Source organism: Erythrobacter sp. F6033 (assembly GCF_023016005.1).
In the GTDB taxonomy this organism is placed as follows: domain Bacteria; phylum Pseudomonadota; class Alphaproteobacteria; order Sphingomonadales; family Sphingomonadaceae; genus Erythrobacter.
The window spans coordinates 1,771,432-1,797,259 of sequence record NZ_JALKAZ010000001.1 but is presented as its reverse complement, the minus strand read 5'-3'; the positions used below and the strand labels follow the sequence as shown (position 1 = coordinate 1,797,259).

The following is a 25,828-nucleotide window of genomic DNA, read 5'->3' as shown; positions in this document are numbered from 1 at the left end:
ACGTTGGGCCGAACTGCGATGTGCCCAGTTAAGTGATAAAGCCGTGCGACCTTGCTTGCCGGGGAGCGGTTCAGCCCCTAAATGCCAGCTTATGACAGGCGAAATTCTCGATAACCAAGGGCGCGGTGAAGCTGGATGGAGCTGGCCTGCGATCCATCCTGAAGGGCGCAAATATGGCGTGATTGCGGTTGCAATCAGCTTGGTGCCCTTGCTGATATTCGACTGGGAAATCATCGGTTGGCCGATGTTGCTTCTCTCAGCTGGAGTATTTGCATTCTTTCGCGATCCCGAACGGGTGGTGCCGCAAGCAGACAACGCGATTATCGCGCCTGCCGATGGTATTGTCTCGCTCATCACTCAGATGGAACCGCCCGAAGAGCTGAAGATCGATGATGGCTCGGGATTTCGCGGTCTTCCCGATGGGCCAGTGACGCGCGTCTCCATTTTTATGAGCGTCTTCGATGTTCACATAAACCGCGCACCAATTGCTGGGACGGTGCGCCGGTTGGTTTATATTCCGGGTAAGTTCATGAATGCCGACCTCGACAAAGCGAGCGAGGAAAACGAACGTCAGCATATTCTGATCGAGCGGACTGATGGCTTGGCTGTTGGTTTTACGCAGATTGCAGGGCTCGTCGCGCGGCGTATCATCCCCTCGGTGAAACCGGGCGATACCGTCGCCGTTGGGCAGCGAGTAGGCCTTATCCGGTTTGGTAGCCGAGTGGACGTGTATCTTCCGGCGGGCATGGAGCCCAAAGTTCTGCTTGGGCAGCGCTGTATCGCGGGTGAGACGATTTTAGCAGAAGTTGGTTCGCAGACGGGCCTGCTCGAAGGGATTGCGCAGTGATCCTGATTGCAAAGAGCGTGCATTGAAGAAACCCAGTTTTCGCAAACCCGCGCGCTTGGCTGCGCCTCGTGTTGGTCCCAAAGCGGCCGAGGATGAGGGTGCGGTTGCTCCAGGCGATGTACGAGGTTTGAGCCTGCGCGCGATGTTGCCCAACGCGATCACCGCGGCCGCGCTGTGTTCGGGCTTAACCGGCATACGCTTCGCTATCGAAGAGCAATGGGCTTACGCTATACTTGCGGTTCTTCTTGCCGGCATTCTCGATGGGATCGATGGCCGCATCGCTCGGCTGCTGAATGCACAATCACGGTTTGGTGCAGAATTGGACAGTCTGGCGGATTCGCTGTCATTCGGCATGGCGCCCGCAATCATCCTTTATATGTGGTCGCTTCAAGACCTTGACCGCTTCGGCTGGTTTGCGGCTCTTGCATTTGCGATTTGCTGCGCATTGCGACTGGCGCGGTTTAACGCGCAGATCGATGTTGATGAACAGCCACATAAATCAGCGGGATTTTTGACAGGCGTTCCTGCGCCAGTGGGGGCGGGGCTAGCCTTCATGCCGTTCTATCTTTGGATGGCGACCGACATAGAGGCGTTTCGCGACCCAATCCTGCTTGCTGTATGGCTAAGCCTGATCGCGATTTTGCTTATTTCAAACATGGCCACGCTTAGCTGGATGGCGATCCGTCCGCGCAGAGGCATTCGTCTGGGACTGATTGCCTTTACCGGTTTGGGCTTCGCAGCCCTCATTCAGGAGCCATGGTGGTCGCTAACGGTAATCAGCGCCGGCTATTTGCTGCTGATGCCTTACGCTTTGATCAAATACGGTTCGATCAAGCGGCGCCGAGCACACGAACTGGACCATCCGACTGACGCGGCAGGCGACGTGCAAACGGACGCGTAGTGCCCAGCGGACGCGGCGCTGCCGGACGCAACCGGACGAAGTGCGCTTCCACCTGAGGTACAAACCCAGCTTTCACCAAATCGCTTTGGCGTTTGAGCGCAGAATAGGCCGAACGGGCCCGCAGCCAGCAATCCACCAATGTGATCGCAGTGGCTATGGCGACTACCGAAAACAAGATTGTAAGTGTGGTCGCAAGCATCGGGTAATTCCTTCGTTCGATCTTTGTTCTGCCTCGTTTGTTCTATAAGTGTTCTCATCAGTCAAGCACTTTTGTTCCACTTGTGTTCCAAATGGCGGAAATGCACTAGATTTTGTGGAGGAAGGGGGCTAAGTGCCCTCGCATCGCCGCAATGGTCGCCCGAATCATCGGGTTTCAGGCGCGGTGAAATTCACATGGAAAGCGCATCATACCGGTGCCGCAGCGGGATCTCCGCCAGCGGTTCCATGCTTTCCAGAGGACAAACCGGAAGGGAATTACCTATGGCGGCCACTACCGTCACAATGCAGCAATTGATTGAGGCCGGCGCACACTTCGGCCACCAGACCCACCGCTGGAACCCGCGGATGAAGCCGTACATCTTCGGCAACCGCAACGGTGTTCACATCATCGACCTGTCGCAGACTGTTCCGCTTTTCGCGCGTGCGCTCGACTTCGTTGAATCCACCGTTCGCTCGGGCGGCAAAGTTCTGTTCGTTGGTACCAAGCGTCAGGCGCAAGAGCCGATTGCTGAAGCTGCTCGCGCATCGGGCCAGCACTTCGTCAACCACCGTTGGCTCGGTGGTATGCTCACCAACTGGAAAACCATCAGCGGTTCGATCAAGCGCCTGAAAACGCTTGAAGAGCAGCTTTCGGGCGAAACAAGCGGTCTCACCAAGAAAGAAGTTCTCCAGCTGACGCGTGAGCGTGACAAGCTTGAACTGTCGCTTGGCGGTATCCGTGACATGGGCGGCGTTCCGGACGTGATGTTCGTGATCGACGCGAACAAAGAAGACCTCGCCATTAAAGAAGCGGCGGTTCTGGGTATTCCCGTGATCGCAGTTCTCGACACCAACACCGATCCGACCGGCATCGCGTTCCCTGTTCCAGGCAATGACGATGCAAGCCGTGCCGTCCGTATGTATTGCGATGCGATTCGCGATGCTGCGATGGCTGGTAAAGGCGGAGCGGTTGCGGATTCGGGCCAAGATGTTGGCGCGATGGCTGAGCCACCTGCTGAAGCTTAAGTCTACGGACTGAACTTCAAGACATGCGTAAATCGCGTGTCACAATCATTCTCTAGCGCGCCGGGTATCCCCCAATAGGGCCCCGGCGCCCTCACTACTATTTGAAGGAATTCATAATGGCTGATTTTTCTATCGCCGATGTGAAGAAACTGCGCGAAAAAACCGGCGCGGGTATGATGGATGCGAAGAAGGCACTGGTCGAAGCTGGCGGCGATATTGAAGCTGCTATCGACGGCTTGCGCGCCAAGGGCCTCGCCACCGCGCAAAAGAAATCCAGCCGCACTGCTGCTGAAGGTCTCGTCGGTGTTGCCGTTGAAGGCACCAAAGGCGTTGCCGTTGAAGTGAACTCGGAAACGGACTTCGTTGCGAAAAACGACAAGTTTCAAGACTTCGTGCGCCACACCACTTCGGTTGCTCTCACATTGGGCAGCGATGATGTCGAAGCGCTCAAGGAAGCGGACTACCCAGAGGGCGGAACCGTTGCTGACAAGCTGACTGACAACGTTGCGACGATTGGTGAGAACCAGCAAATCCGCCGTATGAAGACCGTCTCGGTCGGCAGCGGCTCGGTTGTTTCCTACATGCACAACGCAGCGGCTGAAGGCCTCGGCAAAATCGGCGTTCTGGTTGCTCTCGAAAGCGATCTTGGTGCGGACGTGCTTGAGCCATTCGGCAAGCAGCTGGCGATGCACATCGCTTCGATGTTTCCGCAGGCTCTCGATGCAGACGGCCTTGACGCTGCTCTGATCGAGCGTGAGCGTGCTGTTGCACAGGAAAAGGCAGCCGAAAGCGGCAAGCCTGAAAACGTGCAGGAAAAAATGGTCGAAGGCGCTATCAAGAAGTTCGCGAAAGAGAACGCCCTGCTCAGCCAGATGTTCGTGATGGACAACAAGACTTCGGTCGAAGACACTGTTGCCAAGTTCGGCAAGGACAATGGCGGCTCGGTCAAACTGACTGACTATGTCCGCTTCCAGCTCGGCGAAGGCATCGAAGTCGAAGAAGAAGACTTCGCCGCAGAAGTCGCTGCTACGCTCAAAGGCTAAGCCTCAGCGTTTCTTCGCTGTCGAAGACGAAATTCCGGCCGTCGCAGCTTATCGCTGCGGCGGCCTTTTTCTGTTGAGTATCCCGCATTAGGGACGCAGCGCTGAGATGGGAGAGGCGTTTGAAGTGAGTTCAGTGGTAATAAAAACGCTACTGAATACCTGCGATAACTAGAATCTGCAGAAGATTCGAACCATTGCGCGTACGGCTTGATTTGGTACGAGATTTCGAATCTCTTCATCTGATAGCGGCTCTTGAAACAGATTGCCGCTGTGCCAAAAGTACTTTCCATTTTCACAATTTAATTGGATCACGCCCGAGAATTCTACAGTTTTGCCTTCACCACGGATTGTCAATTCTGGCGAACTTCCGGATCGGATCGGGTAGGCTGTCCAAAAATTAGAATACACGCCTTCAACTGGATCTTCGTATAAAAACGTGCCTTCTAGGTACTGACCTTCCTTTTCCAATTGCTCTTGTTCGAGACTTCGTTTGATCGATTCTACGCTGGTTCTTGTGTCGTCAATCTTTGTGTCAGTTTCAGAAAATCCGGTTTCGATCTGATCTGAAGTCGCCCGAGCATCCGAGCGATCCTGCTGATATCCAACAATTGAAACCCAAAAACCCCCGATTCCGAGCAATGCTAACAATCCTGTCGCAAGTGGGTGCTCTCCGATTGTTTCGATCCACCGCTTGATCAATTTCTTCTCCGTAGAATTGCGCCTTACTGTAGTCTCTAAAAATCCGAGTGGTTTGACAAGTATCACGCGAAATCGCCTCGGCGACCTCGGGATTTTGGCCAACGGTTGAACACAAGCCTGCAACAAGAACGTGCTGTCGGGTTCATATCAACTCGGCGGCGGCCGCATTTCTATCAGCCATACCTCAGGATGCGTGAACAGGCGGATCGGTAGCAGGCTGGTTCCTAGCCCCGCGCTGGTCACCAAAGTCTTGCCATGCTGCTCGTAAACCCCGCAGGCGTAGAGCTCTCCGTAATCCGACATTGTCGCTGGTGAGCCGCCCCATGGGTAGACGATCTGGCCGCAATGGGTGTGTCCGGCAAGAGTCAGATCGACATCGACCGGCACCTGCGGGAATATGTCGGGGCTATGCGTAACGACAATGCGCGCGCCTGTTAGCGGGGCCATCGCCCCAAATGTCGCCTCCAGATCATCACGCCCGGTAAAGGCATCGTCCGCTCCACCGACAGCAAGTGGCCCGAACTGCGCGGCATCGTTGGCCAACACGGTAAGGTTCGGATGCTTTGCTATCTCAGCGCTAAGGGCAGGCCAATCGTACCAATGATCATGATTTCCTGGCGCGATCACAACGCCTAGCTTTGCTTGCAGGTTGCCAAGGGGCGTGACGACCTCTTCGGGTGAATAGATATGCGTCGCCGTGCGTTTTTCGCTGACCAGATCGCCTGCAATCGCGATCAAATCGGGTTCAAGCGCGTTTACCTGCTCGACGATCCTTTCCAGCCGCGATGGCGGCATATCGGGGCCTGCCACGTGAATGTCAGTAAGAAACGCTATGGTAAGTGGCTCAGAGCCTACGGGCAGCTCATCACTGGTAATCGCAACCCGCTCAATTACCGGATCGCGCATCGTATCGTACCCGGCTTTGACCGCGCCGATTGCAGCGACGAGGAACCCGGCAATGATCAGTTTGCGCAGCATTACTTCTCTCAATCAGCGTGCAGCCCCTTGGCAGCGCGGTATGTGCCGGATAAGGGCGGCAAAGCAAAAATTCCACCACGGAGTATCCTCAGGCCATGGCTCTTCCCAAAATCAAACGCGTTCTCCTGAAACTCTCGGGCGAGGTTTTGATGGGGGAGCAGGAATACGGGATTGATCCGGCCTATGTCGCGCGCCTCGCGGAAGAAGTGAAGGCAGCGCAGGAAACCGGTCTGGAAGTTTGCCTCGTAATTGGCGGCGGCAACATCTTTCGCGGGGTTGCGGGTGCAGCGCGCGGGCTTGATCGGACGACAGGCGATTACATGGGCATGCTGGCAACAGTTATGAATGCGCTGGCGATGCAGAACGCGCTGGAACAGGCTGGCGTGCAGACGCGCGTACAATCAGCCATTCCGATGAGCAGCGTGTGCGAGCCTTACATCCGTCGCCGTGCAGAACGTCACCTTGAGAAAGGGCGTATCGTTATTTTCGCAGCGGGAACGGGCAATCCGTTTTTTACCACCGACACCGGTGCGGCTTTGCGCGCAGCAGAGATGAATTGCGATGCTCTGTTGAAAGGCACCAGCGTTGATGGTGTCTACGACAGCGATCCCAAGCACAATCCGGAAGCGAAGCGTTTCGAAACGATCGCCTACGATCAGGTGCTTTCAGACAATCTCAAGGTAATGGATGCAACCGCAGTTGCACTTTGCCGCGAGAACGACATTCCGATAGTGGTGTTCTCGATCCGTGAAAAAGGCAATGTTGCCACCGTCCTCGCGGGCGAGGGCACACAGACGATAGTGCAGAAGGAAGCGTAAGCCATGCCGCAATATGACAAGGCCGATATCGAGCGCCGCATGAATGGTGCCGTTGAAGCGCTGAAAGGCGATTTGGGCGGTCTGCGTACCGGCCGTGCCAATGTGAGCCTGCTCGACCCCGTAGTCTGCGAAGTCTATGGTGCGATGATGCCGCTAAGCCAGGTCGCAACAGTGTCCGCTCCAGAGGCGCGCATGCTCAGCGTTCAGGTGTGGGACAAAACCAATGTTTCTGCCGTAGAAAAAGGCATCTCCAAAGCCAATCTCGGCCTCAATCCGATGACGGATGGCCAGACCATTCGCCTGCCGATGCCCGATCTCACCGAAGAGCGGCGCAAGGAGCTTGCCAAGCTCGCCGGTCAGTATGCAGAGAAATCAAAGATTGCGATCCGCAATGTACGCCGCGACGGTATGGAAGATCTCAAAGCTGACGAGAAGAAGAAAGAGATCTCCGAGGATGATCGTAAGCGGTTGGAAGATGAAGTTCAGAAGTTGACCGATAAATTCGTCGCCGATGCTGACGAAGCAGCGGTCAAAAAAGAACAAGAAATCCTGACCCAGTAAGGCACGGGCAGGTAGGGGAGAGCCAATGGGCGAGGGTCCCGCTCAGACAGACGGACGTGCGCGCCATGTTGCCATCATTATGGATGGGAATGGCCGGTGGGCGAAGAAACGCGCGCTACCTCGCGCTGTCGGGCATCAGCGCGGAGTTGAGGCAGTGCGCCGGCTTGTTCGCGGGCTTGAGCCGATGGGCCTCGATTGCATAACGCTGTATGCGTTCTCTTCGGAAAACTGGAAGCGATCTGAAGATGAAGTCGATGATTTAATGAACTTGATGCGCAAGTTCATTAAATCGGACCTGCCAGATTTTGTCGCCAATGACGTGAAGCTCAAGATTATCGGCGACTGGCGCGGTCTTGCTCCGGACATCGTGGCAATGCTTGAAGACGCGCTGGAGCAGACGTCGAAAGGCACGAAAACACTTGCGGTCGCTTTGAACTATGGTGGGCAAGACGAAATCGTTCGAGCCGCGGCCAAAGCCGCCGAGATCGGCGAAGTCACGGCGCAATCCATCGCGGCTAACCTAGATACGCATGATCTTCCGCCGCTGGATCTGTTGATCCGCACCAGCGGTGAAATAAGGCTGTCCAACTTCCTCTTGTGGCAAGCTGCCTATGCTGAAATGCTGTTTGTCGACACACTATGGCCGGACTTCAAACCCGAGCATCTCGCCGAAGCGCTCGATGATTTTGCCAAGCGGGAGCGACGTTATGGCGGGCGTTAAAGACCGTTTGGACGAAATTACCAACAAAGCACTCGAAGCTTCGGGTGCAAAGCCCGCCCGAGAAGTGAAGGGCGTGGCCGACTTACCGCTACGTCTCGTCTCCGGTGTCCTGATGGTCCTGGTAGTCAGCGTAGCGCTGTGGCTCGGCGGCTGGTTCTGGGTTGGATTTGTATCGCTATTGGCAGGTCTGGTTCTTTGGGAATGGAACCGACTGGTTCACAAATTTGGCGTTTCGGCCTTGTCAGAGGTGACATGGCTGTTTTTTGGCGCGGCTTATGTCAGTGCTGCGGGCTTAGCCTTGATCCAAGTCCGAATGACACACAGTCCAATTGAGGTTCTGTTGGTCTTCCTTGCCCCCGTGGTGGCCGTAGACGTGGGCGCATATTTCATGGGGCGCGCTGTTGGCGGGCCGAAGATTGCCCCCTCGATCAGCCCTTCGAAAACATGGGCAGGATTGCTTGGCGGTGCACTCGCCGCGAGCGCGCTTGGAATTGGTATCGAGCTAGCTGATTTTGGCCCGGCCGCCGGTGATGGCTTTGCTTGGCTCAGTGTCGGAACGGCTATCGTAGCAGGCACGCTCATCGCTGTGCTCGCGCAAACTGGCGATTTCTTTGAAAGCTGGATGAAACGCCGCGCCGGGGTGAAGGATTCGAGCAATTTGATCCCTGGGCATGGCGGCGTGTTTGATCGGGCAGACGGGTTTCTTGCTGTATACTTCGTGCTGTTTGTGGTGGCGGTAGCGCCAGCTTTGCTGGGGATGTGATCCGGGTGAAACGTTCAATCACAATTCTCGGCGCTACTGGATCAATTGGTGCATCGACACTCGATCTGATCCGGCGCAATCCGGACAAATGGCAGGTTGATACGCTCACGGCGAATTGTTCAGCGGCGGAGCTTGCGAGCCTAGCGCGCGAATTTGGTGCAAAGTGGGCGGCCGTCGGTGACGAGAGTTGTCTCGGTGAACTGCGTTCTGCGTTGGCGGGCGCCGATACTGAAACCGCTGGCGGTGCGACAGCGCTTTGCGAGGCAGCGGCACGTCCAGTCGATATGTGCGTCGCCGCTATTGTAGGCTGTGCAGGGCTAGGTCCGGTTATGGCGGCAGTCGAACGCGGCGGTACCATTGCATTGGCCAACAAAGAGGCACTTGTCTCTGCTGGTGAAGTCCTGACGGCGGCGGTTACGAAGCATGGCGCGACGCTGCTTCCGACAGACAGCGAGCACAATGCCATTTTCCAGTGCCTTGCGGGCAATGACTTAAGCGAAGTGTCGCGGATCACCCTTACCGCAAGTGGTGGTCCGCTGCGGACCTGGACGCCTGAGCAGCTTGAGGCCGCGACCCCTGAGCAGGCGGTCGCGCATCCTAACTGGTCCATGGGCGCAAAGATCAGCGTCGATTCGGCGACGATGATGAACAAGGGCCTCGAATTTATCGAAGCTCATCACCTTTTCCCGGTTGGTCTCGATAAGCTGCGTATCGTTGTGCATCCGCAAAGCGTGATTCATTCGATGGTTGAGTATCAGGACCGCTCAACTCTGGCACAGCTAGGTCCATCCGATATGCGCGTGCCGATTGCGTCCTGCCTTGCTTGGCCAACGCGGATGGAGACGCCGCTTGAGCCATTGGATTTGGCGGCAATCGGCGAACTGACTTTCCACCCAACCGATGAAACCCGCTTTCCTGCGACGCGGCTGGCCCGCAATGCGATCGAAGCAGGCGGGGCCGCTCCCGCAATCCTCAATGCGGCAAACGAGATCGCCGTTGCTGCATTTCTCGATGGTCAGATCGGGTTCATGCGCATTACGGCAGTGGTAGAGGACACGTTGAGCCGTTATACGGCCACCGCGCCAGCCAATCTGGAAGATGTGCTGGCCATCGACGCGGAAGCGCGCATCCGCGCCCGCCAATCATTAGAGAGCCATGCCCTTGTTTGAATCGCCCCCTTTCTGGATGTACATCGTCGGGTTCCTGTTTGTGTTGGGTCCGCTCATCACGCTTCACGAACTCGGTCATTATCTCGTCGGGCGCTGGTTCGGCGTGAAGGCAGAAGCATTCTCGGTCGGGTTCGGCAAAGAGATTTGGGGGCGCACCGATAAACACGGCACACGCTGGAAGTTGTCCGCATTGCCGCTGGGCGGATATGTTCAGTTCAAAGGCGATATGAATCCCGCTTCTGCGCCCGATACTCAGGGTAATGCCAATGCCACTCCGGAACAGAGCGAAGGCAATTTCCATCACGCGGCACTATGGAAGCGCGCGCTGATTGTTGCTGCTGGGCCGGTCACAAACTTACTCATTACCTTCGCGCTCTTTGCGACGCTTTTTGCTGTTTACGGCAAAGTGACCATCGTTGGTGCTGAGGATTCGCGCATTGTCGGTGAGTTTTCTGAGACGTCTGTTGCGAAGGCGGCTGGCATTGAACTCGGCGATAAAATCGTTGCTATCGACAAAGAGCCGGTTGAGGATTTCGAATCTATCCGACGCGAAGTTGCTCTTTATCCAGAACGCGCGATGGTCGTAACTGTCGAGCGTGACGGTGCGACAATGGACTTTCCGCTCACCACTGCGCGGGTCACGCAGACGGACACATTTGGCAATACGAGCGACATCGGCTTGCTTGGCGTCGGCCCTTATGGCGGCGAATATGTGCTTGAAGAAGTGGGCGTTCTTGAATCGGTTCCCGTAGCAGTTGCGCACACCGGTGATGTATTTTCAATGATGCTGACAGGCATCAAGCAAATCCTAACTGGCGAGCGCTCGATCAAGGAATTGGGCGGTCCGATCAAGATCGCAAAATACTCTGGCGAGCAGATGAGCCTTGGCCTTACGACCTTTGTGAATTTCGTTGCTTTGATCTCGCTTAACTTGGCATTCATCAACATCTTGCCAATCCCCGCTCTCGACGGAGGCCATCTCGCTTTCTACGCAGCCGAAGCGGTGCGGAAAAAGCCGGTGGGACCGCAAGCAACAGAATGGGCATACCGCACAGGCATTGCGCTGGTGTTGGTGTTTATGGTGGTGGTCACGTTCAACGATGTAACGTCGTTGTCTATCTTCGGGGCGATCTTTGGCTAGCTGATTGGCAGTTAGTCGGGGACAGGAAACGGACGATCTGGCTTTGGCCAGGGACTCCGCTTGATTGAGAACGCTGCATGGGGCAGAGGCAAGTGCGGACCGAATATGGGCCGTGAGAATACGCGTCGCGGGGAAGGCGTGCGTAATTTAGACGGGTTAGACGGGAACTTTTACTCCATGAATCGACGCAACCAGACGGGCAGCAAACCTGTCACCCCCCAAAAATACGGCAATGCTGGCCGTTATGCTCTCGCGCTGTCAGGTGCGACGATGCTTGCTGGCGTGCCGTATTCTGCATCCGCACAGGATACGACTGGCGATGCTACGGCTGCCGGTACAGCGCAGCCTGCGCCAGCACCTGCACCGGCGCCTGCTCCATCAGCAAACGTCATTCGCACGATCAGCGTATCGGGTGCCGAGCGGTTGGAGCCGACAACGATCCTGAGCTACATCCGTATGCGCGTCGGCCAGGAATATACCTCGGCAGCAGCGGATGAGGCTCTCAAAGATCTCGGCGCGACTGAACTTTTCTCAAGCTTCTCGATCCGAAACGACAGCGGGAATGTTGTCATTACCGTCACAGAAAATCCGGTCATAAACCGGATCGTTTTGGAAGGTAATGATCGGCTGAAGAGCGACAAGATCCTGCCAGAGATCAAATTGTCGCCGCGCCAGATTTTTACCCGCTCCAAGGTTCGCGCCGACGTGGCCCGGATTGTTGAGCTTTACAAACGCCAAGGGCGCTTTGCCGCTGTGGTCGAGCCAAAAATGGTTCAGCTTCCGCAGAACCGCGTTGATGTTGTGTTTGAAATTACCGAGGGGCCGAAATCTAAGGTCCGTCAGATCAACATTATCGGCAACGAGGTGTTTTCTGACAGCAAGCTGCGCGGTGAAATGGTCACCAAGCAAGCACGCTTCTCTCGCTTCTTTAGCTCAAATACCAGCTACGATCCCGATCGTCTCGCGTTTGACCAACAGAAACTGCGCCAATTCTACCTGACCGAAGGTTATGCCGATTTCCGCGTGGTTTCTGCGGTAGCTGAGCTTACGCCGGATCAAGAAGACTTCATCATCACCTATGTCGTTGAAGAAGGTGAACGCTACAATTTCGGCAATGTCGAAGTGGAAAGCCAGCTTCGCGACTTTGACAGCGATTTGATGAGCACGCAGCTGCCGATGCAAAGCGGCGATTTCTACAACGCGAAATCGGTTGAAGACACGGTAGAGCAACTGACCGAGCTAGCGGGTCGGTTTGGTTATGCTTTCGCAGACGTGCAGCCACGTTTTAATCGCAACAAAGACGATAAAACGATGGATATCACCTTTATCCTTCGTCAAGCGGACCGCACCTATGTTGAGCGGGTCGATGTGAACGGCAACACGCTGACGCAGGACAAAGTTCTGCGCCGTGAGTTCCGCCTGTCGGAAGGCGATGCGTTTAACTCGTTGGGTGTCCAGCGTACGACTGCGCGTATCAACTCGCTCGGGTACTTCCAGGAAAACTTCGAGGTCACCCAGACTGAGGGCAGCGCGCCTGACCGGATTATTCTCGAAGCGAACGTGGAAGAACAGCCGACCGGCGAATTGCAATTCTCCGCTGGCTTCTCGTCGATCGAACAGTTCATTCTTGCCGGTTCAATCCGCCAGAGAAACTTCCGTGGGCGCGGTCAGACAATCGGGCTGAGCCTGAACTATTCGCAGTTCTCGCGCTCAGCGCAGATCAGCTTTACTGAACCGTATGTGTTTGATCGCAACATCTCGGCTGGTATCGATATTTACCGCCGCGATATCAGCAGCTTCAACTTCAACAACCGGGACCGGAATACAACCTTCGAACAGGCGACCACTGGTTTCGCGGTTCGTCTTGGTGTGCCGCTGACCGAGTTTATGTCTCTCGTAGGCAGCTACACGTTGAATTATGATGAAGTTGGTCTGGACGAGAACCTCTTCTTCTCCGATTTGAACGGCGACGGTATCAGAGAATGCGACCCGCTTCTGGCTGGACGGTTCCTGTGTGATGCGCTCGGTGATCGGCTTAGCTCAATCTTGGGCGTTAGCCTGAGCTACAACACACTCAACTCGCGCCTGCGCCCAACACGCGGTCGCAATGTATCGCTCAGCACCGAGTTTGCAGGTCTTGGCGGCGATGTGCGCTATCTGCGTTTCCGTGGCCGTGCCCAGCAGTTCTGGAATGTACGCAATAGCGGCTTTATCTTCTCGCTCTCGGCTGAGGGTGGCACTGTTATCCCGCTTGCCGATCGCGGTCCGGGCGTCGACGATGTGTTGCTTACAGACCGTTTCTTCCTTGGCGAACCCCAGTTCCGCGGGTTTGACATTCGCGGTGTAGGTCCGCGTATTCTGACCCAGCCATATGTGACCGATGGTGATGGTAATCGTGTGCCAATCACAGACCGCGATTCGGTTCGTGATGACGCAATCGGTGGTCGCAATTATTATCTTGCACGCGCTGAACTCGAATTGCCGCTTGGCACTGGAGCACGTGAGCTTGGCCTGCGTCCTTCTATCTGGTTGGATGTCGGCGCGCTGTGGGGCGTTGATGCGCCATTGCTTCAAGATAACCCCAACGGTCTTCAGAATGTTGATGGTAACGGTGATCCGATCTTTATCGAAACTGTCACAACTACAAATACTGACGGTACGACATCGACCACACAGGTCGCGACGATCAATCCGATCGCAGCTGACGGCGTGACCGCTAACGTCCCAAGTATTCGCGCGAACAGCGCGATCCGCGAGGTATTCCTCGGAAATTCACCCACTCCGCGTATTACCGCGGGCATCGGGGTAAACTGGAACTCGCCATTCGGGCCGTTCCGTATCGATCTCGCTCAATCGATCCGCAGTGTCGAGGGCGATGATGAGAAACAATTCACGTTTAACGTAGGAACTCAGTTCTAATGAAATCAGTAGTCAAACTTCTCGCTCCTGCTGGCCTTGCGCTCGCAGCTCTTGCCACCACCGCGCCAGCAGTCGCTCAGGTAGAGGGCAAGATTGCCACGGCAAATGTCGCCCGCGCCATCCTCGGCACGACTGCCCTGCAAACCGCCTACCAGCAGGTCAACACGACCTATGCGGCACAATTGGAAACGCGCCGGACCAAGCAGCAGGAGCTCTCTACGTTGCTGCAGCCGTTCGATACCAATGGCAATGGCCAGATCGAAGATGCAGAGCTTCCAGCGGTTCAGAGTTCTCCGAACGTCACACAGATCGGCACGCTTGAAGCGGAAATTGCGACGATCAACCAGCAGGTGAACAACGCGCGCATCTTTGCTGTTGAACAGATCCTTCGTCAGTATCCTATCGCCCTTCAAGAGATCGCGACGGCTCAGCAAATCCAAGTCGTCTTCGAACCGGAAGCAATTCAATTCGGAGGTGAGAATCTTGACATCACCCCGCTCATCGTAACTTCGCTGAACACCAAGATCCCGACAGCCGGTATCGTTCCGCCTGCAAATTATCGTCCAAGCCGTCAGGGTGCTACGATCTTTCAGGAGATCCAGCAGACTTTGATCACTGCACAGCTGATTCAACAGCAGCAAGCGGCTCAGCAGCAACAGCAGCCAAGCACGGAAACGCCGCAGGGCCGCTAAGGCTCCGCGAGACCAAGCGCATAACGGGGGCAGGGTATGAGCGACCAACCGGAAACATCGGAAACGCCAAAAGAGCCAATTGTGGATTATGACATTCACAAAATTCTGAAGGCTCTGCCTCACCGTTACCCGCTTTTGCTGGTGGATCGGGTCAAATCGATCCACCTCAACGAACGCATCCATGCGGTGAAAGCCGTCAGCATGAACGAGGAGTTTTTTCAGGGGCATTTCCCTGGCGCTCCGATTATGCCTGGTGTGCTTCAGATTGAGGCTTTGGCTCAGGCGGCCGCGATACTTGGCATTGAAACGCTGGAGCTTTCCGGCACCGGCAAGCTCGTCATCTTCATGGGTATCGACGGCGCAAAGTTCCGCGCTCCGGTCACGCCGGGCTGTTTACTCGACCTTGAAGTGGAATTCCTCCAGCAACGCCGGACGATCTACAAATTCAAAGGCAAAGCGAGCGTCGAGGGCAAGACAACCTGCGAGACTGAATTCACCGCAATGATCGCTGATCCGCCTCAGGGCTGATCGCGACTCTGCTTGCAATTCCCCCGAATCCCGCTAAATGCGCCGCTTCCCTATTTTATAGCACCGCCGGTCGGAACCGGTGAACGCTAAGAAGGACCAGAGTTATGAAAGCCGAAGGGCACCCACAATATCACACCATCAAGGTCAAAATGACCGATGGTACCGAGTTTGAAACCCGCTCGACTTGGGGCAGCGAAGGCGACACTCTCGCTCTTGAAATCGACCCAACCAGCCACCCGGCATGGACCGGTGGCAAACAGCAGCTTCAAGAAGGTGGCCGTGTTGCCGCGTTCAACAAGCGCTTTGGCGGACTCAGCCTCAAGAAGTAATTGGCGCTCAAGAAATAAGTGGCGCTTACGAAGTAAGCAAAACACCAGTTTGCAGCCTCGTGCTGTAAGGGAAAGGCGGGCTGACGGGCTCGCCTTTTTCTGTTTGGGGGCGGGCTGCAAAAGTGGGCTCAAATTCGCCCTTACCCCCAAGGCTTTTCACGATACCACTTTGTGATCACGTACTTCATGCCCTTGCGGACCTTCATCGCGTGATGGAGCGTGTTCACATTACCGCTTCCATCGGGGTTGCGGTTGTTCCAGCCAACCAGCTTACCCAGCTCTGGCTCAATCTTCTTGCCAATTGACTTGAACCGTGTGGTTCCGCCTGCTTCGACAGTGTTGAGGTACGCCATAAATGTCCACGTGCGTTGGCCTGCCGTACTGCAAAACTTCTCCCAATCGGGGCCATCGGGATTGAACCAGTCGGTGTGCTGCTTGAACTCTTGCCCAACTTCATAGCGTTGTCCTTGCAACGTCTCGCCATGCGCCGGGTCAATACCCGTCAATTCATGGAGCAATCGCTCGACTTCCCGCACGGCGGGCTCTTCGGCCTTCATGTCGCATGTCTCGCTGGTGCGGAATAAAGCGTCTCCGTTGTAATCGGCCAGAGTGGAAGGGCGGCGGTCGGTTTCGATCAGGTGAATCAGATCGGCGCACAGATCGGCCGGTAGAAACTTTGGCACCACAACCATTTCGATTTTCGGAGACGGTACGCGGCGCACGCCAGGGTGCGATCGCAGAACTTCTATTGAGGAATCACCGGGTACAGGCATGGTATCGGGATAGCCAAGCAAGCCCTTCTCGCCAAGGCTGCCCAAGAGACCCGCGTAAGAATATTGCGTGAACTGGCATTTGAATCAGTTTTCGCTTCCCAACGGCGGCACTTTGTGCAATTGGCTCGCGCCGCCCAAGCGTAGCCTTGACGGCCCACGCAACAGGCGTATCACGCCCCCCTTGCACGGGCTTGGCAGCAACTCAAAAGGTTGCACCGGGATGGGCATGTGGCGATCGTAGCTCAGTTGGTTAGAGCGCCGGTTTGTGGTACCGGAGGTCGGGGGTTCAAGTCCCCTCGGTCGCCCCATTTTCCCACTCTTCCCGATGATCCCTCTGTGGGTCTGCTGTTCTGTGTGCGCGTATCATTGGGGCGTTTTTGTATATGACCGCATTCTGGACAGAACCGGATTTTGACGATCACGAGATGGTGCACATCGTGCGCGATCGAGCCAGTGGTCTGATGGCGATTATTGCGGTCCATTCAACTCATCTCGGCCCAGGTGCTGGCGGCACACGGTTCTGGCACTATCCCGAGCCAAAGGACGCTGTTCGCGATGCGTTGCGCCTGTCGCGGGGCATGAGTTACAAGAACGCGATGGCTGGCCTGCCCATGGGCGGCGGCAAAGCAGTGATCCTTGCCGATGATGCCCGCACCAAGACACCGGAGTTGCTCGCTGCGTTCGGCGATGCAGTCGAAGGGTTGGGCGGCAAATATGTGACCGCAGAAGATGTTGGCATTAGCGAAGCCGATATGGTTGCCGTGGCAAAACGCACCGCGCATGTTTCCGGCCTTCCAGTGTCTGGCAACAACGCAGCGGGCGGCGATCCCGGCCCGTTCACGGCGATGGGCATTTATCTCGGCATCAAAGCCGCCGTCCGACATAAGCTCGGCAAGGACAGCGTCGAGGGCGTGCATGTCGCGGTGCAAGGCACTGGCAGTGTCGGCGGCGGTGTCGCCAAATTGCTCGCCAAGGACGGCGCGAAATTAACGCTTGCAGATATCAATGCCGATCGCGCCGCAGCGCTTGCTGAGGAAATCGGCGGTAAGGCTGTCGATGCCGAGGCCATCCTGACGACACCGTGCGACGTGCTCAGCCCGAACGCGCTGGGCGCTATCTTGGACGAAAAATCCATCGCATCGCTCGACACGGCAATTGTTGCGGGCGGGGCGAATAATCAACTGGCGCGCGCGCATCATGGCAAGGCTCTGTTTGAGCGCGACATCCTGTTTGCTCCAGATTATGTCATCAATGCGGGCGGTATTATCTCGGTCGCAACAGAATATCTTGCTCGCCGTGACGGGAAAACTGCGCGCGTAAGCGAAGTGAACACACGCATTGCAACGATCCCGGAAAAGCTTGAGCAAGTCTGGCAGAAGAGCGATGAAACACGTGTTTCGCCAGATGTCGTTGCAGACCGCATGGCTCAGGATTTGATCGGGCGCGGATAAAACGCTGCGGTTGCACGATTTGAGATAGGGTATTGCGCAATTTCCGCCCTTGCAGGCGGCGCAGGGGGCATTAGAACGGCGGTCAGGCCAAACAATGCATATTTACGCCAACCCCAAACGATTCCTGTCACTAGCAAAGTGGCTGACACCGCTTCTCTTCTGGAGCGGTTTGGTTTTGTCGTTAGGTGCGATTGCATGGGGGATGATGAACGTCTCCCCAGACCGCTTAATGGGCGAAAGCGTTCGCATTCTGTTTATCCATGTGCCGTCTGCGTGGCTTGGTATGGGCGGATGGGCTGGCATCGCGATCTCCTCTGCTATGCTGCTGATCTGGAAGCATCCACTCGCGAGCATCGCAGCGCGCGCGATTGCGCTGCCGGGCATGACATTCACCGCTATCTGTCTTGCCACCGGTTCGATCTGGGGGCGGCCCACATGGGGCGCGTGGTGGGTGTGGGACGGAAGGTTGACCAGCATGTTGGTGCTGTTGTTCCTCTATGCCGGATATATCGCACTGGCTCAGGCGACTGCGCGCGAAGGCGGATCGACCAAGATTGCTGCGATTTTCGGGATTGTCGGCGCGGTCAATATACCGATCATCAATCGCAGCGTTGTATGGTGGAATTCTCTGCATCAACCGCCCAGCATCACTGCAGGCGGATCATCGATTGATGCAAGTTATCTGTGGCCGTTGCTTGCTGCGGTCATCGGCTTTTCCCTGCTGTTCGGCGGGATAGTCTTGATGCGAATGCGCGCTTTGATAGCCGAACAACAGGTTGAGGCACGGCTTCGTCGCCGGGCTTTGGACGACGATGCGCCGCGTGCAGTAACGCCTAAAGCGGAGACTGCCTGATGCGTGAGGCGCTGGATCATTGGGATTTTGTGGTCGCAGCCTATGCAATCGGGCTGGGCGCGCTTGCATTGCTAATCGCGTGGAGCTGGCTGACGATGCGCAAAGCCGAGAAACGTAGGGATGAGGTGAAACGCCGATGAAAGCCAAGCATCAAAGGCTGGCGCTGGTTGTCCTTGCGCTGGTGGCGATCATCGCCGCAGGGCTGATTGCGACGTGGACGCTGCGCAATCAGGCGAACTATTTCTATTTGCCCGAACAGATGGCGGCTGAGCCGCCTGCGGTCGGCCAGGCTGTGCGTTTGGGCGGAATGGTTCAAGCCGGGTCAATTGCGCCGCAACCAGACGGCATCACCGTCAAATTCGTTGTCACAGGCAACGAAGCCAGCACCATTCCCGTCCAATATAGCGGCATCCTGCCTGACTTGTTTGTGGAAGGTTCTGGCGTGGTCGCCGAGGGTAGTCTTGGCCCGGACGGGGTGTTTCAGGCGACCAACCTCTTAGCCAAGCATGACGAGAATTACGTCCCGCGTGAGCTCGAAGGGTTGGAAGCGCATCAGGCCGCGGATTACGCCGCTGAGACGACGATCGGAGTGGATTAGCTCCTATGCTCGCTGAACTCGGTCTCGCTGCTCTATGGCTCGCAACTGCGCTGGCAGTGCTGCAAATTCTTTCCGGCGTGATGGGCTTGCGCGGCGGCGACAAAGCTTCGGCGCTGGCGATTTACGCGCGGCCTGCTGCGGTGGTTCAAGCGTTCCTTGCGGTATTGGCCTTCTGTCTTTTGCTATGGGCGTTCGCGATCACTGATCTGTCGATCAAACTCGTCGCGACGAACTCGCACTCGATGAAGCCGATGCTGTATAAGCTGACGGGCACTTGGGGAAATCACGAGGGCTCGATGCTGTTGTGGGTCGCCGTTCTCGCTTTGTCGGGCGGCTTGCTTGCTGGGCTTGAGAAGAGGCTCCCGCATAAAACGATGAGCGCCACTCTGGCCGTACAGGGCTTTGTGGCGCTCGGCTTTTACGCGTTTCTTCTGCTCAGTTCGAACCCATTTGAACGTTTGCCTATTCCTGCTGTTGAAGGGACGGGTCTCAATCCCCTGCTTCAGGATATCGGTCTCGCGATCCATCCGCCGACTTTGTATGTCGGTTATGTTGGTCTGTCGGTCGCGTTTAGCCTTGCTATGGGCGCGCTGATTTCGAAGCAGGTCACACCAGATTTTGCGAAAGTTATGCGCCCGTGGGTGCTTTTCGCATGGGTGTTTTTGACGCTCGGCATTACCGCCGGGTCTTACTGGGCCTATTATGAGCTTGGCTGGGGCGGCTGGTGGTTTTGGGACCCGGTTGAGAATTCCTCTCTAATGCCGTGGCTCGCAGCAACCGCTTTGCTGCATTCGGTCAGTGTGCTCGCCGCGCGCGATGCGCTGCGAACATGGACGATAATGCTCGGCGTTCTGGCGTTTTCAATGTCGATGCTCGGCACCTTCCTTGTCCGCTCTGGCGTTTTGACAAGTGTGCATGCTTTTGCTGTTGACCCTGAGCGCGGCAGTTTCATCCTTATCCTGCTTGGCCTGTATATCGGCGGCGCGCTCGCGATCTTTGCAGTTCGGGCTGGTTCGATTGCAGAAGGCAAACGCTTCACCGCGACGAGCCGCGAAGGCGCGCTCGTGTTCAACAACGTGATGCTGTCGGCAATTCTCGCAATTGTGCTGCTTGGCACGCTTTACCCTCTTTTGACCGAAGCGTTCGATGTTCGCGTTTCCGTCGGTCCGCCATACTTCAATCCAGCCAGTGCGATCTTCGCGATCCCGATGTTCATTGTCATGGCAATTGGACCGCTGCTCCGCTGGAAGAAAGACAAGCCGGCGCGCATCCAATTTGAAATCTCGTTGATTGCAGCTGTGGCGATCGCGGTTGTCTCGCTGGTTGCGATCATTGGGGATTATTCGATCCTTGCGGTTCTGGGACTGGCCCTTTCAGTCGCGCTTGGCATTGGCGCATTGCTGCCGCTGAGGGGACGTAACATTCGCACGGTTCCGCTTGCGACCTGGGGTATGATTATGGCTCATTTCGGCGTTGCAGTGTCGCTGTTTGGTATGGCCAGCGAAAGCGCGTTTACACAGGAACGGCTTGCTGCAGTAACGCCCGGCTCGACCGAGCAGCTTGGCGACTGGAACATTGAGCTTCGCAGTGTAGACCCAATTGCAGGGCCAAACTGGACTGCTGTTGAAGCGCGCATTGCCGTTTCACGCGGCGGGGAAGAGCCCATTGTCATTACTCCTCAAGCACGCAATTTTTGGGCGCCCGCCCAGGCGACTAGCGAAAGCGCGCTGGTTACGCGCTGGGATGGCCAGCTTTACGCTGTGATCGGTGATCAGGCGCAGGATGGCCGCTGGCAACTGCGTGTGTGGTGGAAACCGTTTGTCACCTTCATCTGGTATGGTGGATTGCTGATTTCGCTTGGCGGAATCCTCTCGATCGTTGGCCGCGTGCGCGTTGACCTCAAGCGTCGAACTGCGATCCGTAAGGGTAAGGAACGCCGAGACGACAAAGCAGCGCTGTCGAATGAACCTTTGCCGGAGCCAGCTGAATAATGCGCCCAGTCTTTTTCATTCCGCTCGCGCTGTTCCTGTTCTTTGCAGGGCTGGCGGCGTACATGCTGGCAAATGGACGGTTTGAATCGGTGCCGTCGCATATGGTCGACAAGCCTCTGCCGGAATTCAGCCTGCCACCAGCAGTTGACGGTCTGCCAGGAGTGTCACGCGCAAACTTTGTCGGTGGAGAGCCCAAGCTGCTCAATGTCTGGGCGAGTTGGTGCCTGCCTTGCATCGCTGAGGCTCCGCAGCTTGAAGCGTTGAAGGAAGAGGGCGTTGAAGTGATCGGCATCGCGATCCGTGACAAGCCAGAGGACGTTGCTAACTTCCTCAACCGTTACGGCAATCCGTACACTCGCATTGGGGCTGACGACATTTCACAGCTGCAAATCGAGATCGGCGCTGCCGGTGTGCCGGAGACCTTCGTGATCGATGCGGCGGGCAATATCCGCTATCAGCATATTGGCGATATCCGCGCGGATGATGTGCCCAAGCTGCTCCAGATCTTGGAAGATGTGCGATGATCCGTTTAGCACTCCTCTTTCTAGCGTTTGTCGCAGCTCCATTGTCGGCTCAGGATACGATGCCGCCCGCGCCTTATGCTTACACGCAACTTGAAGACCCCGCGCTTGAGGCGAAGGCGACCGAGTTGATGAGCACGCTTCGCTGCCTCAAATGCCAGTCGCAGGCTATCAATGACAGCGATGCGCCGATGGCGGGCGATATGCGGCATCAGGTTCGTACCAAGATCCTTGCTGGTGAAGAGCCGGAGGAGATCAGGGCGTGGTTGATCGACCGTTACGGAGACTATGTAAGCTATGAGCCCAAGGTCAGCTCGACCACATGGCCGCTCTTTGCCGTTCCTGTGTTCCTGATCCTGATTGCTTTGTTCGTGCTGCTTCGGCGTTTGGGCCGCCGGCGCAAGGACGAGAGCGCGTAATGGGCGGTTGGCTGGCAGTTGCCGCACTGGCGCTCGCGTCCTTTGCGCTCGCGGCGTTTATGCTGCGCCTGCCCAAAGAGGGATACGCGCTGTTCGGATCGGTTCTGCTGTTCGGCCTTGCCGGATATGCGTGGCAAGGCTCCCCTGCGCAATCCGGGAGCCCTAAGGCTGCGATGGTGCAAGAGCCGCGCTCTGGCGAAGACATGGTCCAAGCGCGCTCCGCATTGTTCGATGCGACCCAACCAAAGCCGAACTATCTTGTCACGTCCGATGCCTTTGCCCGGCGCGGACAGTTTGACGATGCGGCGGGTCTGCTGCGTAAGGGGCTAACTGATAATCCCGAACACATTGAGGGTTGGCTGGCACTCGCCATGTCGCTGACCGCTCATGCCGATGGTTTCGTTACCCCGGCCGCTGTCCATGCTTACGACAGGGCTCGCTCAATCGATCCGACCAATCCGGCGGCTGATTTCTTCCTTGGTTTCTCATTCCTGCAATCGGGCGAAGTCCGGCAAGCCCGCAACATTTGGGCAAGTTTGCTTGCGCGTTCGCCCGAAGATGCGCCTTGGCGTGAAGACCTGGAAGCGCGCGTGACACAGCTTGATGACATGATCGCCAACGCACCGATGCTGCAATAGTGTCACAGTGCGAACGAGGCGAAATGTTGCAGGCGCGAAAACGCGGTGCTAGGGGCCGCGACCTTGCGGTAAACCGCATTTCGATGGGCGCATCGTCGTTGGTAATTTACGATGTGTTTTAGGGCAGTACCGAGGATCGGGAAATCCAGCTGATATGAGCGACACAGCACCGGCAAAAGCGGCACCTGCGCACCAGGCTCCCAGCGGGGGCCATGGGCACAGCGCGTCCAAGTCTGCACTGGCGGTTGGCGCCATTGGCGTTGTGTTCGGCGATATCGGCACCAGCCCGCTTTATGCCTTCCGCGAAACCTTTGTCGGCCCGCACCCTCTGGCGCTGGATACCCCGCATGTTCTTGGCGTGATCAGCCTGATTTTCTGGTCGATGACGCTGGTCGTGTCGATCCAGTATGTCTCGATCCTGATGCGCGCCGATAACAAAGGGCAGGGCGGCAGCCTCGCTCTCGTTGCTCTGATTTCGCGCAGCATTACCAAGACAAAATATGGCTGGGTGGCCATTCTGCTCGGGGTGTTTGCGACATCGCTGTTCTACGGCGACAGCATGATCACGCCAGCGATTTCGGTCCTTTCTGCGGTTGAGGGTTTGACGGTCGTCGATCAGGGGCTTGAACAATATGTGATCCCCATTGCGCTCGCTCTTCTTGTCTTCCTGTTTGTCCTGCAAAAACGCGGCACGGCAAAGGTCGGCGCGCTGTTTGCGCCGGTGATGATCGTCTACTTCACGGTGATTGCGGGCATGGGATCGTGGCAGATCATCAACACGCCGGAGATTCTGTGGGCGCTGAACCCGTATTACGCGATCAACTTCTTTGTGATCGACGGCTGGCTCGCCTTCCTTGCGCTGGGTTCCGTGGTTCTCGCAGTGACCGGCTCGGAAGCGCTGTATTCCGACATGGGCCACTTTGGCCGCGGCCCGATGCGGCTCAGTTGGTTCGGCTTTGTCATGCCGTGCCTTCTGCTCAACTATTTCGGCCAAGGCGCGATGATTATCGGCCTGCCGCCCGAACAAGCTGCCGAAGCCATCCAAAGCCCGTTCTTCTTCCTCGCATCGGAGGAATACCGCCTGCCGCTCGTCTTACTCGCCACAATCGCGACATTCATTGCGAGCCAGGCCGTGATCTCCGGCGCATTCTCGATCACCCACCAAGCGATCCAGATGGGCTATATTCCTCGCTTGAAAACTCTTCACACTAGCGAGACCGAGGGTGGCCAGATTTACATTCCGTTCATCAACTGGGCGCTTATGGTCGCGGTCATCATTCTGGTGCTGACGTTCCAGAACTCGTCCAACCTCGCCAGCGCATACGGTATCGCGGTGACGGGTGCGGTGACGATTGATACGCTATTGATGGCTGTCCTTTTCGTCGGCGTGTGGAAATGGAAATGGTGGTACGCGCTGCCGATTGTGCTGGTCTTCCTGATCGTCGATGGCGCTTACTTCGCGGCGAACCTGACCAAGGTGCCAGAGGGCGGCTGGTTCCCTCTAATGGTCGGCTTTATCGCCTTCCTTCTGCTCACCACATGGGCACGCGGCCGCAAGCTGATGCGGGAGAGGATGAGCGAGCACGCGCTGCCGATGGAAATCTTTGCCAAGAGCGCCAAAAACTCGGCCTTGCGCGTGCCCGGCACCGCGATCTTTATGGCCTCCAGCAGCTCTGGCGTGCCATCCGCACTGCTTCACAATATCAAGCACAACAAAGTGCTGCACGAGCGGGTCGTGATCCTGACGGTCGATATTCAGGATGTGCCTTACGTCGATCCCGAGAAGAGGTGCGAATACACCGATATGGGCGACGGGTTTTATCGCGCGGTGCTGCATTACGGCTTTATGGAAGAAACCAACGTGCCGATCGGTCTGAAGAAGATGGAACGGTGCGGCGGCGAGTTCGATATGATGCACACCAGCTTCTTCTTGTCGCGGCAGACGCTGCTGGCGAGTGACAAGCCGGGCATGCCGATCTGGCGAGAGAAAATATTCGCATGGCTGCTGAGAAACTCGGCCAGCGCGATGGATTTCTTCAAACTGCCCACTAACCGCGTGGTGGAATTGGGCAGTCAGGTGGAAATCTAGCTAGGCCTTAGCGTTGTTGGATTCGGTTGACACATTCTCCAACATGTCATCCGGTGCCTACACGCTTTTTGGTATAAAATTGAACGCTTTGGCCTGATCGGACGCCGTTGACACTTGTCCAACTTTTACCGTGTGCCGGGATGCAATTTTCAAAGAGCCGCGCGCAGTTTGACGCTGGACATTCGAGTAGGAAAGTTTGAGATTGGCCCGAGCGAAGAGGGCTGAGATCATGAAAGACAAATTCACTTTAACCGCAGCAATCGGCGGCCTTTTGGCCTGCTTGATCGGTCTCGCTTATCTCTATGTTGCCAGCGCGCCGGCCAGCATGATCATTGTCAATTTTGGTTCGCTCGTAATCGGCCTGTTACTGCTGGCCGTCATGCGTTTCACTGTGCCGATGACGGATCGCTTGGCGGCGGCGATTGCCCTGGGCGGAGCGCTTGTTCTGGCCGGAACCGCGGCGTTTGGATACGCTATCGAAGGGGCTTCACGTTGGGTTCTGGTCGGCCCGTTTTTTGTCCAGACCAGTTTAATTTTGTTGCCAGTGATCGCGCTTGCCTATGCGCGAGTTCAAAACATCACATCTGTGATCGCCGTAGTCATTGCGGCTTTGGCCATTGCGTTTCAGCCGGACCGGGCTGGGGCGGGGATGTTGTGTTTGATCGCATTGGGCGTGTTCGCGATGCAGCGCAGTATGCGCAGTGCAGCGCTTTTGGCGTTCTGTGGCATGGCATTTGGAGCTACGCTCCTGCTGCCCGACCGTCTGCCAGCTGTACCCTATGTTGATCACATTTTATGGACGGCGTTTGACGTCAATCCCTTGGTCGGATTGTCGCTCTGGCTGGGTTCCGCGTTGCTGGTGCTGCCGGCATTCGTAATCGCCGGAAAAGAACGGACGCAGGCACACTACACATTTGCGCTCTGCTGGGTTGCCTTGGTTGGCGCGGCGGCCATAGGCGCCTATCCAACGCCAATCGTCGGCTATGGATCAAGCGCGATTATCGGATACTTTCTGAGCGTCGCGTTTGCTGGGCCGCGGATATTTTCGCATTCGGGAAAGACATCGTCGCAGGATCGGCGGGAGGCTAGCGATGGCAATCCGCCGGTTTCGGAAAGGCTCTTTCCCGCCTAGAAAAAGCCGGGCTGGTACCCTTCGCAGGTG

The 25,828-nt window shown here is 56.5% G+C and carries 27 protein-coding genes and 1 tRNA gene; 25 read left to right on the top strand and 3 right to left on the bottom strand.

The genetic code is table 11. The annotated features are described in order from the left end of the window. Positions 1-91 precede the first annotated feature (91 nt). The 4 genes from MWU39_RS08535 to tsf all read left to right on the top strand — a co-directional run bounded on the left by MWU39_RS08535 (position 92) and on the right by tsf (position 4,015). Complete coding sequence (locus tag MWU39_RS08535) at positions 92-847, top strand: phosphatidylserine decarboxylase (RefSeq protein ID WP_247159572.1); 756 nt, start codon at positions 92-94, stop codon at positions 845-847. 127 nt (positions 848-974) lie between these two features. Beyond that, positions 975-1,748, top strand: coding sequence for a phosphatidylcholine/phosphatidylserine synthase (locus MWU39_RS08530; RefSeq protein WP_247160347.1), 774 nt, complete (start codon positions 975-977; stop codon positions 1,746-1,748). Positions 1,749-2,228: 480 nt separating this feature from the next. After that, positions 2,229-2,972 carry a 30S ribosomal protein S2 gene (gene rpsB / locus MWU39_RS08525; protein ID WP_247159571.1) on the top strand — a complete coding sequence of 248 codons (744 nt, stop codon included), beginning with the start codon at positions 2,229-2,231 and terminating at the stop codon, positions 2,970-2,972. 116 nt (positions 2,973-3,088) lie between these two features. Next, positions 3,089-4,015 carry a translation elongation factor Ts gene (gene tsf, locus MWU39_RS08520; protein WP_247159570.1) on the top strand — a complete coding sequence of 309 codons (927 nt, stop codon included), beginning with the start codon at positions 3,089-3,091 and terminating at the stop codon, positions 4,013-4,015. Positions 4,016-4,183: 168 nt separating this feature from the next. On the opposite strand, the gene MWU39_RS08515 is transcribed toward tsf, so the two are convergent. After that, a complete protein-coding gene (locus tag MWU39_RS08515) occupies positions 4,184-4,780 on the bottom strand; it encodes a hypothetical protein (protein ID WP_247159569.1) in 597 nt (198 codons plus the stop codon). 81 nt (positions 4,781-4,861) lie between these two features. Continuing rightward, on the bottom strand, positions 4,862-5,692 hold the full coding sequence (locus tag MWU39_RS08510; protein ID WP_247159568.1) for a metallophosphoesterase: 831 nt from the start codon (positions 5,690-5,692) through the stop codon (positions 4,862-4,864). A gap of 95 nt (positions 5,693-5,787) precedes the next feature. Between MWU39_RS08510 and pyrH the strand changes: the two genes are divergently transcribed. From pyrH to rpmE, 10 genes are all read left to right on the top strand, one after another. Next, positions 5,788-6,510, top strand: coding sequence for a UMP kinase (gene pyrH, locus MWU39_RS08505; protein WP_247159567.1), 723 nt, complete (start codon positions 5,788-5,790; stop codon positions 6,508-6,510). Between the two features lie 3 nt (positions 6,511-6,513). Further along, positions 6,514-7,071, top strand: a complete 558-nt coding sequence (gene frr / locus MWU39_RS08500) for a ribosome recycling factor (RefSeq protein WP_247159566.1) — start codon at positions 6,514-6,516, stop codon at positions 7,069-7,071. A gap of 25 nt (positions 7,072-7,096) precedes the next feature. Then, positions 7,097-7,792, top strand: coding sequence for a polyprenyl diphosphate synthase (gene uppS / locus MWU39_RS08495; protein WP_247159565.1), 696 nt, complete (start codon positions 7,097-7,099; stop codon positions 7,790-7,792). Beyond that, a complete protein-coding gene (locus MWU39_RS08490) occupies positions 7,779-8,555 on the top strand; it encodes a phosphatidate cytidylyltransferase (RefSeq protein WP_247159564.1) in 777 nt (258 codons plus the stop codon). The genes uppS and MWU39_RS08490 overlap by 14 nt, the downstream gene beginning before the upstream one ends. A gap of 5 nt (positions 8,556-8,560) precedes the next feature. Next, entirely contained in the window at positions 8,561-9,724 is a 1,164-nt protein-coding gene (gene dxr, locus MWU39_RS08485) for a 1-deoxy-D-xylulose-5-phosphate reductoisomerase (RefSeq protein ID WP_247159563.1), read from the top strand. Then, entirely contained in the window at positions 9,711-10,865 is a 1,155-nt protein-coding gene (gene rseP / locus MWU39_RS08480; RefSeq protein ID WP_247159562.1) for an RIP metalloprotease RseP, read from the top strand. Before dxr ends, rseP begins: the two co-directional genes overlap by 14 nt. 270 nt (positions 10,866-11,135) lie before the next feature. Further along, positions 11,136-13,784 carry an outer membrane protein assembly factor BamA gene (gene bamA, locus MWU39_RS08475; protein ID WP_247160346.1) on the top strand — a complete coding sequence of 883 codons (2,649 nt, stop codon included), beginning with the start codon at positions 11,136-11,138 and terminating at the stop codon, positions 13,782-13,784. After that, positions 13,784-14,476 (top strand): OmpH family outer membrane protein, encoded by a 693-nt coding sequence (locus MWU39_RS08470; RefSeq protein ID WP_247159561.1) that lies wholly within the window; start codon positions 13,784-13,786, stop codon positions 14,474-14,476. Before bamA ends, MWU39_RS08470 begins: the two co-directional genes overlap by 1 nt. A 36-nt stretch (positions 14,477-14,512) precedes the next feature. Further along, the gene (gene fabZ, locus MWU39_RS08465; RefSeq protein WP_247159560.1) at positions 14,513-15,004 is read left to right on the top strand and encodes a 3-hydroxyacyl-ACP dehydratase FabZ; all 492 of its coding nucleotides are present in this window, start codon (positions 14,513-14,515) and stop codon (positions 15,002-15,004) included. 104 nt (positions 15,005-15,108) lie between these two features. Continuing rightward, the gene (gene rpmE / locus MWU39_RS08460; protein WP_247159559.1) at positions 15,109-15,333 is read left to right on the top strand and encodes a 50S ribosomal protein L31; all 225 of its coding nucleotides are present in this window, start codon (positions 15,109-15,111) and stop codon (positions 15,331-15,333) included. Between the two features lie 140 nt (positions 15,334-15,473). Here rpmE and MWU39_RS08455 read toward each other — a convergent pair whose 3' ends face one another. After that, complete coding sequence (locus MWU39_RS08455) at positions 15,474-16,106, bottom strand: 2OG-Fe(II) oxygenase (protein WP_247159558.1); 633 nt, start codon at positions 16,104-16,106, stop codon at positions 15,474-15,476. A 231-nt stretch (positions 16,107-16,337) separates the two neighbouring features. Between MWU39_RS08455 and MWU39_RS08450 the strand changes: the two genes are divergently transcribed. The 11 genes from MWU39_RS08450 (at position 16,338) to MWU39_RS08400 (ending at position 25,798) form a co-directional block, all read left to right on the top strand. Then, a tRNA-His gene (locus MWU39_RS08450) sits at positions 16,338-16,414 on the top strand. Positions 16,415-16,489: 75 nt separating this feature from the next. Continuing rightward, the gene (locus MWU39_RS08445) at positions 16,490-17,557 is read left to right on the top strand and encodes a Glu/Leu/Phe/Val dehydrogenase dimerization domain-containing protein (protein WP_247159557.1); all 1,068 of its coding nucleotides are present in this window, start codon (positions 16,490-16,492) and stop codon (positions 17,555-17,557) included. A gap of 94 nt (positions 17,558-17,651) precedes the next feature. Continuing rightward, positions 17,652-18,410 (top strand): heme ABC transporter permease CcmC, encoded by a 759-nt coding sequence (gene ccmC / locus MWU39_RS08440; RefSeq protein WP_247159556.1) that lies wholly within the window; start codon positions 17,652-17,654, stop codon positions 18,408-18,410. Next, a complete protein-coding gene (ccmD, locus tag MWU39_RS08435) occupies positions 18,410-18,550 on the top strand; it encodes a heme exporter protein CcmD (RefSeq protein ID WP_247159555.1) in 141 nt (46 codons plus the stop codon). The genes ccmC and ccmD overlap by 1 nt, the downstream gene beginning before the upstream one ends. Continuing rightward, complete coding sequence (ccmE, locus tag MWU39_RS08430; RefSeq protein ID WP_247159554.1) at positions 18,547-19,008, top strand: cytochrome c maturation protein CcmE; 462 nt, start codon at positions 18,547-18,549, stop codon at positions 19,006-19,008. Before ccmD ends, ccmE begins: the two co-directional genes overlap by 4 nt. A 5-nt stretch (positions 19,009-19,013) precedes the next feature. Continuing rightward, positions 19,014-20,999 carry a heme lyase CcmF/NrfE family subunit gene (locus MWU39_RS08425; protein WP_247159553.1) on the top strand — a complete coding sequence of 662 codons (1,986 nt, stop codon included), beginning with the start codon at positions 19,014-19,016 and terminating at the stop codon, positions 20,997-20,999. Then, complete coding sequence (locus tag MWU39_RS08420) at positions 20,999-21,523, top strand: DsbE family thiol:disulfide interchange protein (protein ID WP_247159552.1); 525 nt, start codon at positions 20,999-21,001, stop codon at positions 21,521-21,523. The genes MWU39_RS08425 and MWU39_RS08420 overlap by 1 nt, the downstream gene beginning before the upstream one ends. Next, the gene (locus MWU39_RS08415; protein WP_247159551.1) at positions 21,520-21,939 is read left to right on the top strand and encodes a cytochrome c-type biogenesis protein; all 420 of its coding nucleotides are present in this window, start codon (positions 21,520-21,522) and stop codon (positions 21,937-21,939) included. The genes MWU39_RS08420 and MWU39_RS08415 overlap by 4 nt, the downstream gene beginning before the upstream one ends. Then, positions 21,939-22,577: a tetratricopeptide repeat protein gene (locus MWU39_RS08410; protein ID WP_247159550.1), complete on the top strand. Its 639-nt coding sequence runs from the start codon at positions 21,939-21,941 to the stop codon at positions 22,575-22,577. Before MWU39_RS08415 ends, MWU39_RS08410 begins: the two co-directional genes overlap by 1 nt. Positions 22,578-22,731: 154 nt before the next feature. Next, positions 22,732-24,666 (top strand): potassium transporter Kup, encoded by a 1,935-nt coding sequence (locus MWU39_RS08405; protein ID WP_247159549.1) that lies wholly within the window; start codon positions 22,732-22,734, stop codon positions 24,664-24,666. 229 nt (positions 24,667-24,895) lie between these two features. After that, positions 24,896-25,798, top strand: a complete 903-nt coding sequence (locus tag MWU39_RS08400) for a hypothetical protein (protein WP_247159548.1) — start codon at positions 24,896-24,898, stop codon at positions 25,796-25,798. Positions 25,799-25,828: the final 30 nt, after the last annotated feature.

Excerpts from the sequence above, each read along its gene's own strand:
- ccmD (WP_247159555.1), top strand. The coding sequence starts at position 18,410 with ATGCGTGAGGCGCTGGATCATTGGGATTTTGTGGTCGCAGCCTATGCA.
- MWU39_RS08470 (WP_247159561.1), top strand. The coding sequence starts at position 13,784 with ATGAAATCAGTAGTCAAACTTCTCGCTCCTGCTGGCCTTGCGCTCGCA.
- rpsB (WP_247159571.1), top strand. The coding sequence starts at position 2,229 with ATGGCGGCCACTACCGTCACAATGCAGCAATTGATTGAGGCCGGCGCA.
- MWU39_RS08415 (WP_247159551.1), top strand. The coding sequence starts at position 21,520 with ATGATCCGTTTAGCACTCCTCTTTCTAGCGTTTGTCGCAGCTCCATTG.
- MWU39_RS08490 (WP_247159564.1), top strand. The coding sequence starts at position 7,779 with ATGGCGGGCGTTAAAGACCGTTTGGACGAAATTACCAACAAAGCACTC.
- MWU39_RS08410 (WP_247159550.1), top strand. The coding sequence starts at position 21,939 with ATGGGCGGTTGGCTGGCAGTTGCCGCACTGGCGCTCGCGTCCTTTGCG.
- ccmC (WP_247159556.1), top strand. The coding sequence starts at position 17,652 with ATGCATATTTACGCCAACCCCAAACGATTCCTGTCACTAGCAAAGTGG.
- MWU39_RS08445 (WP_247159557.1), top strand. The coding sequence starts at position 16,490 with ATGACCGCATTCTGGACAGAACCGGATTTTGACGATCACGAGATGGTG.
- MWU39_RS08510 (WP_247159568.1), bottom strand. The coding sequence starts at position 5,692 with ATGCTGCGCAAACTGATCATTGCCGGGTTCCTCGTCGCTGCAATCGGC.
- fabZ (WP_247159560.1), top strand. The coding sequence starts at position 14,513 with ATGAGCGACCAACCGGAAACATCGGAAACGCCAAAAGAGCCAATTGTG.
- MWU39_RS08455 (WP_247159558.1), bottom strand. The coding sequence starts at position 16,106 with ATGCCTGTACCCGGTGATTCCTCAATAGAAGTTCTGCGATCGCACCCT.
- MWU39_RS08420 (WP_247159552.1), top strand. The coding sequence starts at position 20,999 with ATGCGCCCAGTCTTTTTCATTCCGCTCGCGCTGTTCCTGTTCTTTGCA.
- ccmE (WP_247159554.1), top strand. The coding sequence starts at position 18,547 with ATGAAAGCCAAGCATCAAAGGCTGGCGCTGGTTGTCCTTGCGCTGGTG.
- MWU39_RS08400 (WP_247159548.1), top strand. The coding sequence starts at position 24,896 with ATGAAAGACAAATTCACTTTAACCGCAGCAATCGGCGGCCTTTTGGCC.
- frr (WP_247159566.1), top strand. The coding sequence starts at position 6,514 with ATGCCGCAATATGACAAGGCCGATATCGAGCGCCGCATGAATGGTGCC.
- pyrH (WP_247159567.1), top strand. The coding sequence starts at position 5,788 with ATGGCTCTTCCCAAAATCAAACGCGTTCTCCTGAAACTCTCGGGCGAG.
- rpmE (WP_247159559.1), top strand. The coding sequence starts at position 15,109 with ATGAAAGCCGAAGGGCACCCACAATATCACACCATCAAGGTCAAAATG.
- MWU39_RS08535 (WP_247159572.1), top strand. The coding sequence starts at position 92 with ATGACAGGCGAAATTCTCGATAACCAAGGGCGCGGTGAAGCTGGATGG.
- tsf (WP_247159570.1), top strand. The coding sequence starts at position 3,089 with ATGGCTGATTTTTCTATCGCCGATGTGAAGAAACTGCGCGAAAAAACC.
- MWU39_RS08405 (WP_247159549.1), top strand. The coding sequence starts at position 22,732 with ATGAGCGACACAGCACCGGCAAAAGCGGCACCTGCGCACCAGGCTCCC.
- MWU39_RS08425 (WP_247159553.1), top strand. The coding sequence starts at position 19,014 with ATGCTCGCTGAACTCGGTCTCGCTGCTCTATGGCTCGCAACTGCGCTG.
- uppS (WP_247159565.1), top strand. The coding sequence starts at position 7,097 with ATGGGCGAGGGTCCCGCTCAGACAGACGGACGTGCGCGCCATGTTGCC.
- bamA (WP_247160346.1), top strand. The coding sequence starts at position 11,136 with ATGCTTGCTGGCGTGCCGTATTCTGCATCCGCACAGGATACGACTGGC.
- rseP (WP_247159562.1), top strand. The coding sequence starts at position 9,711 with ATGCCCTTGTTTGAATCGCCCCCTTTCTGGATGTACATCGTCGGGTTC.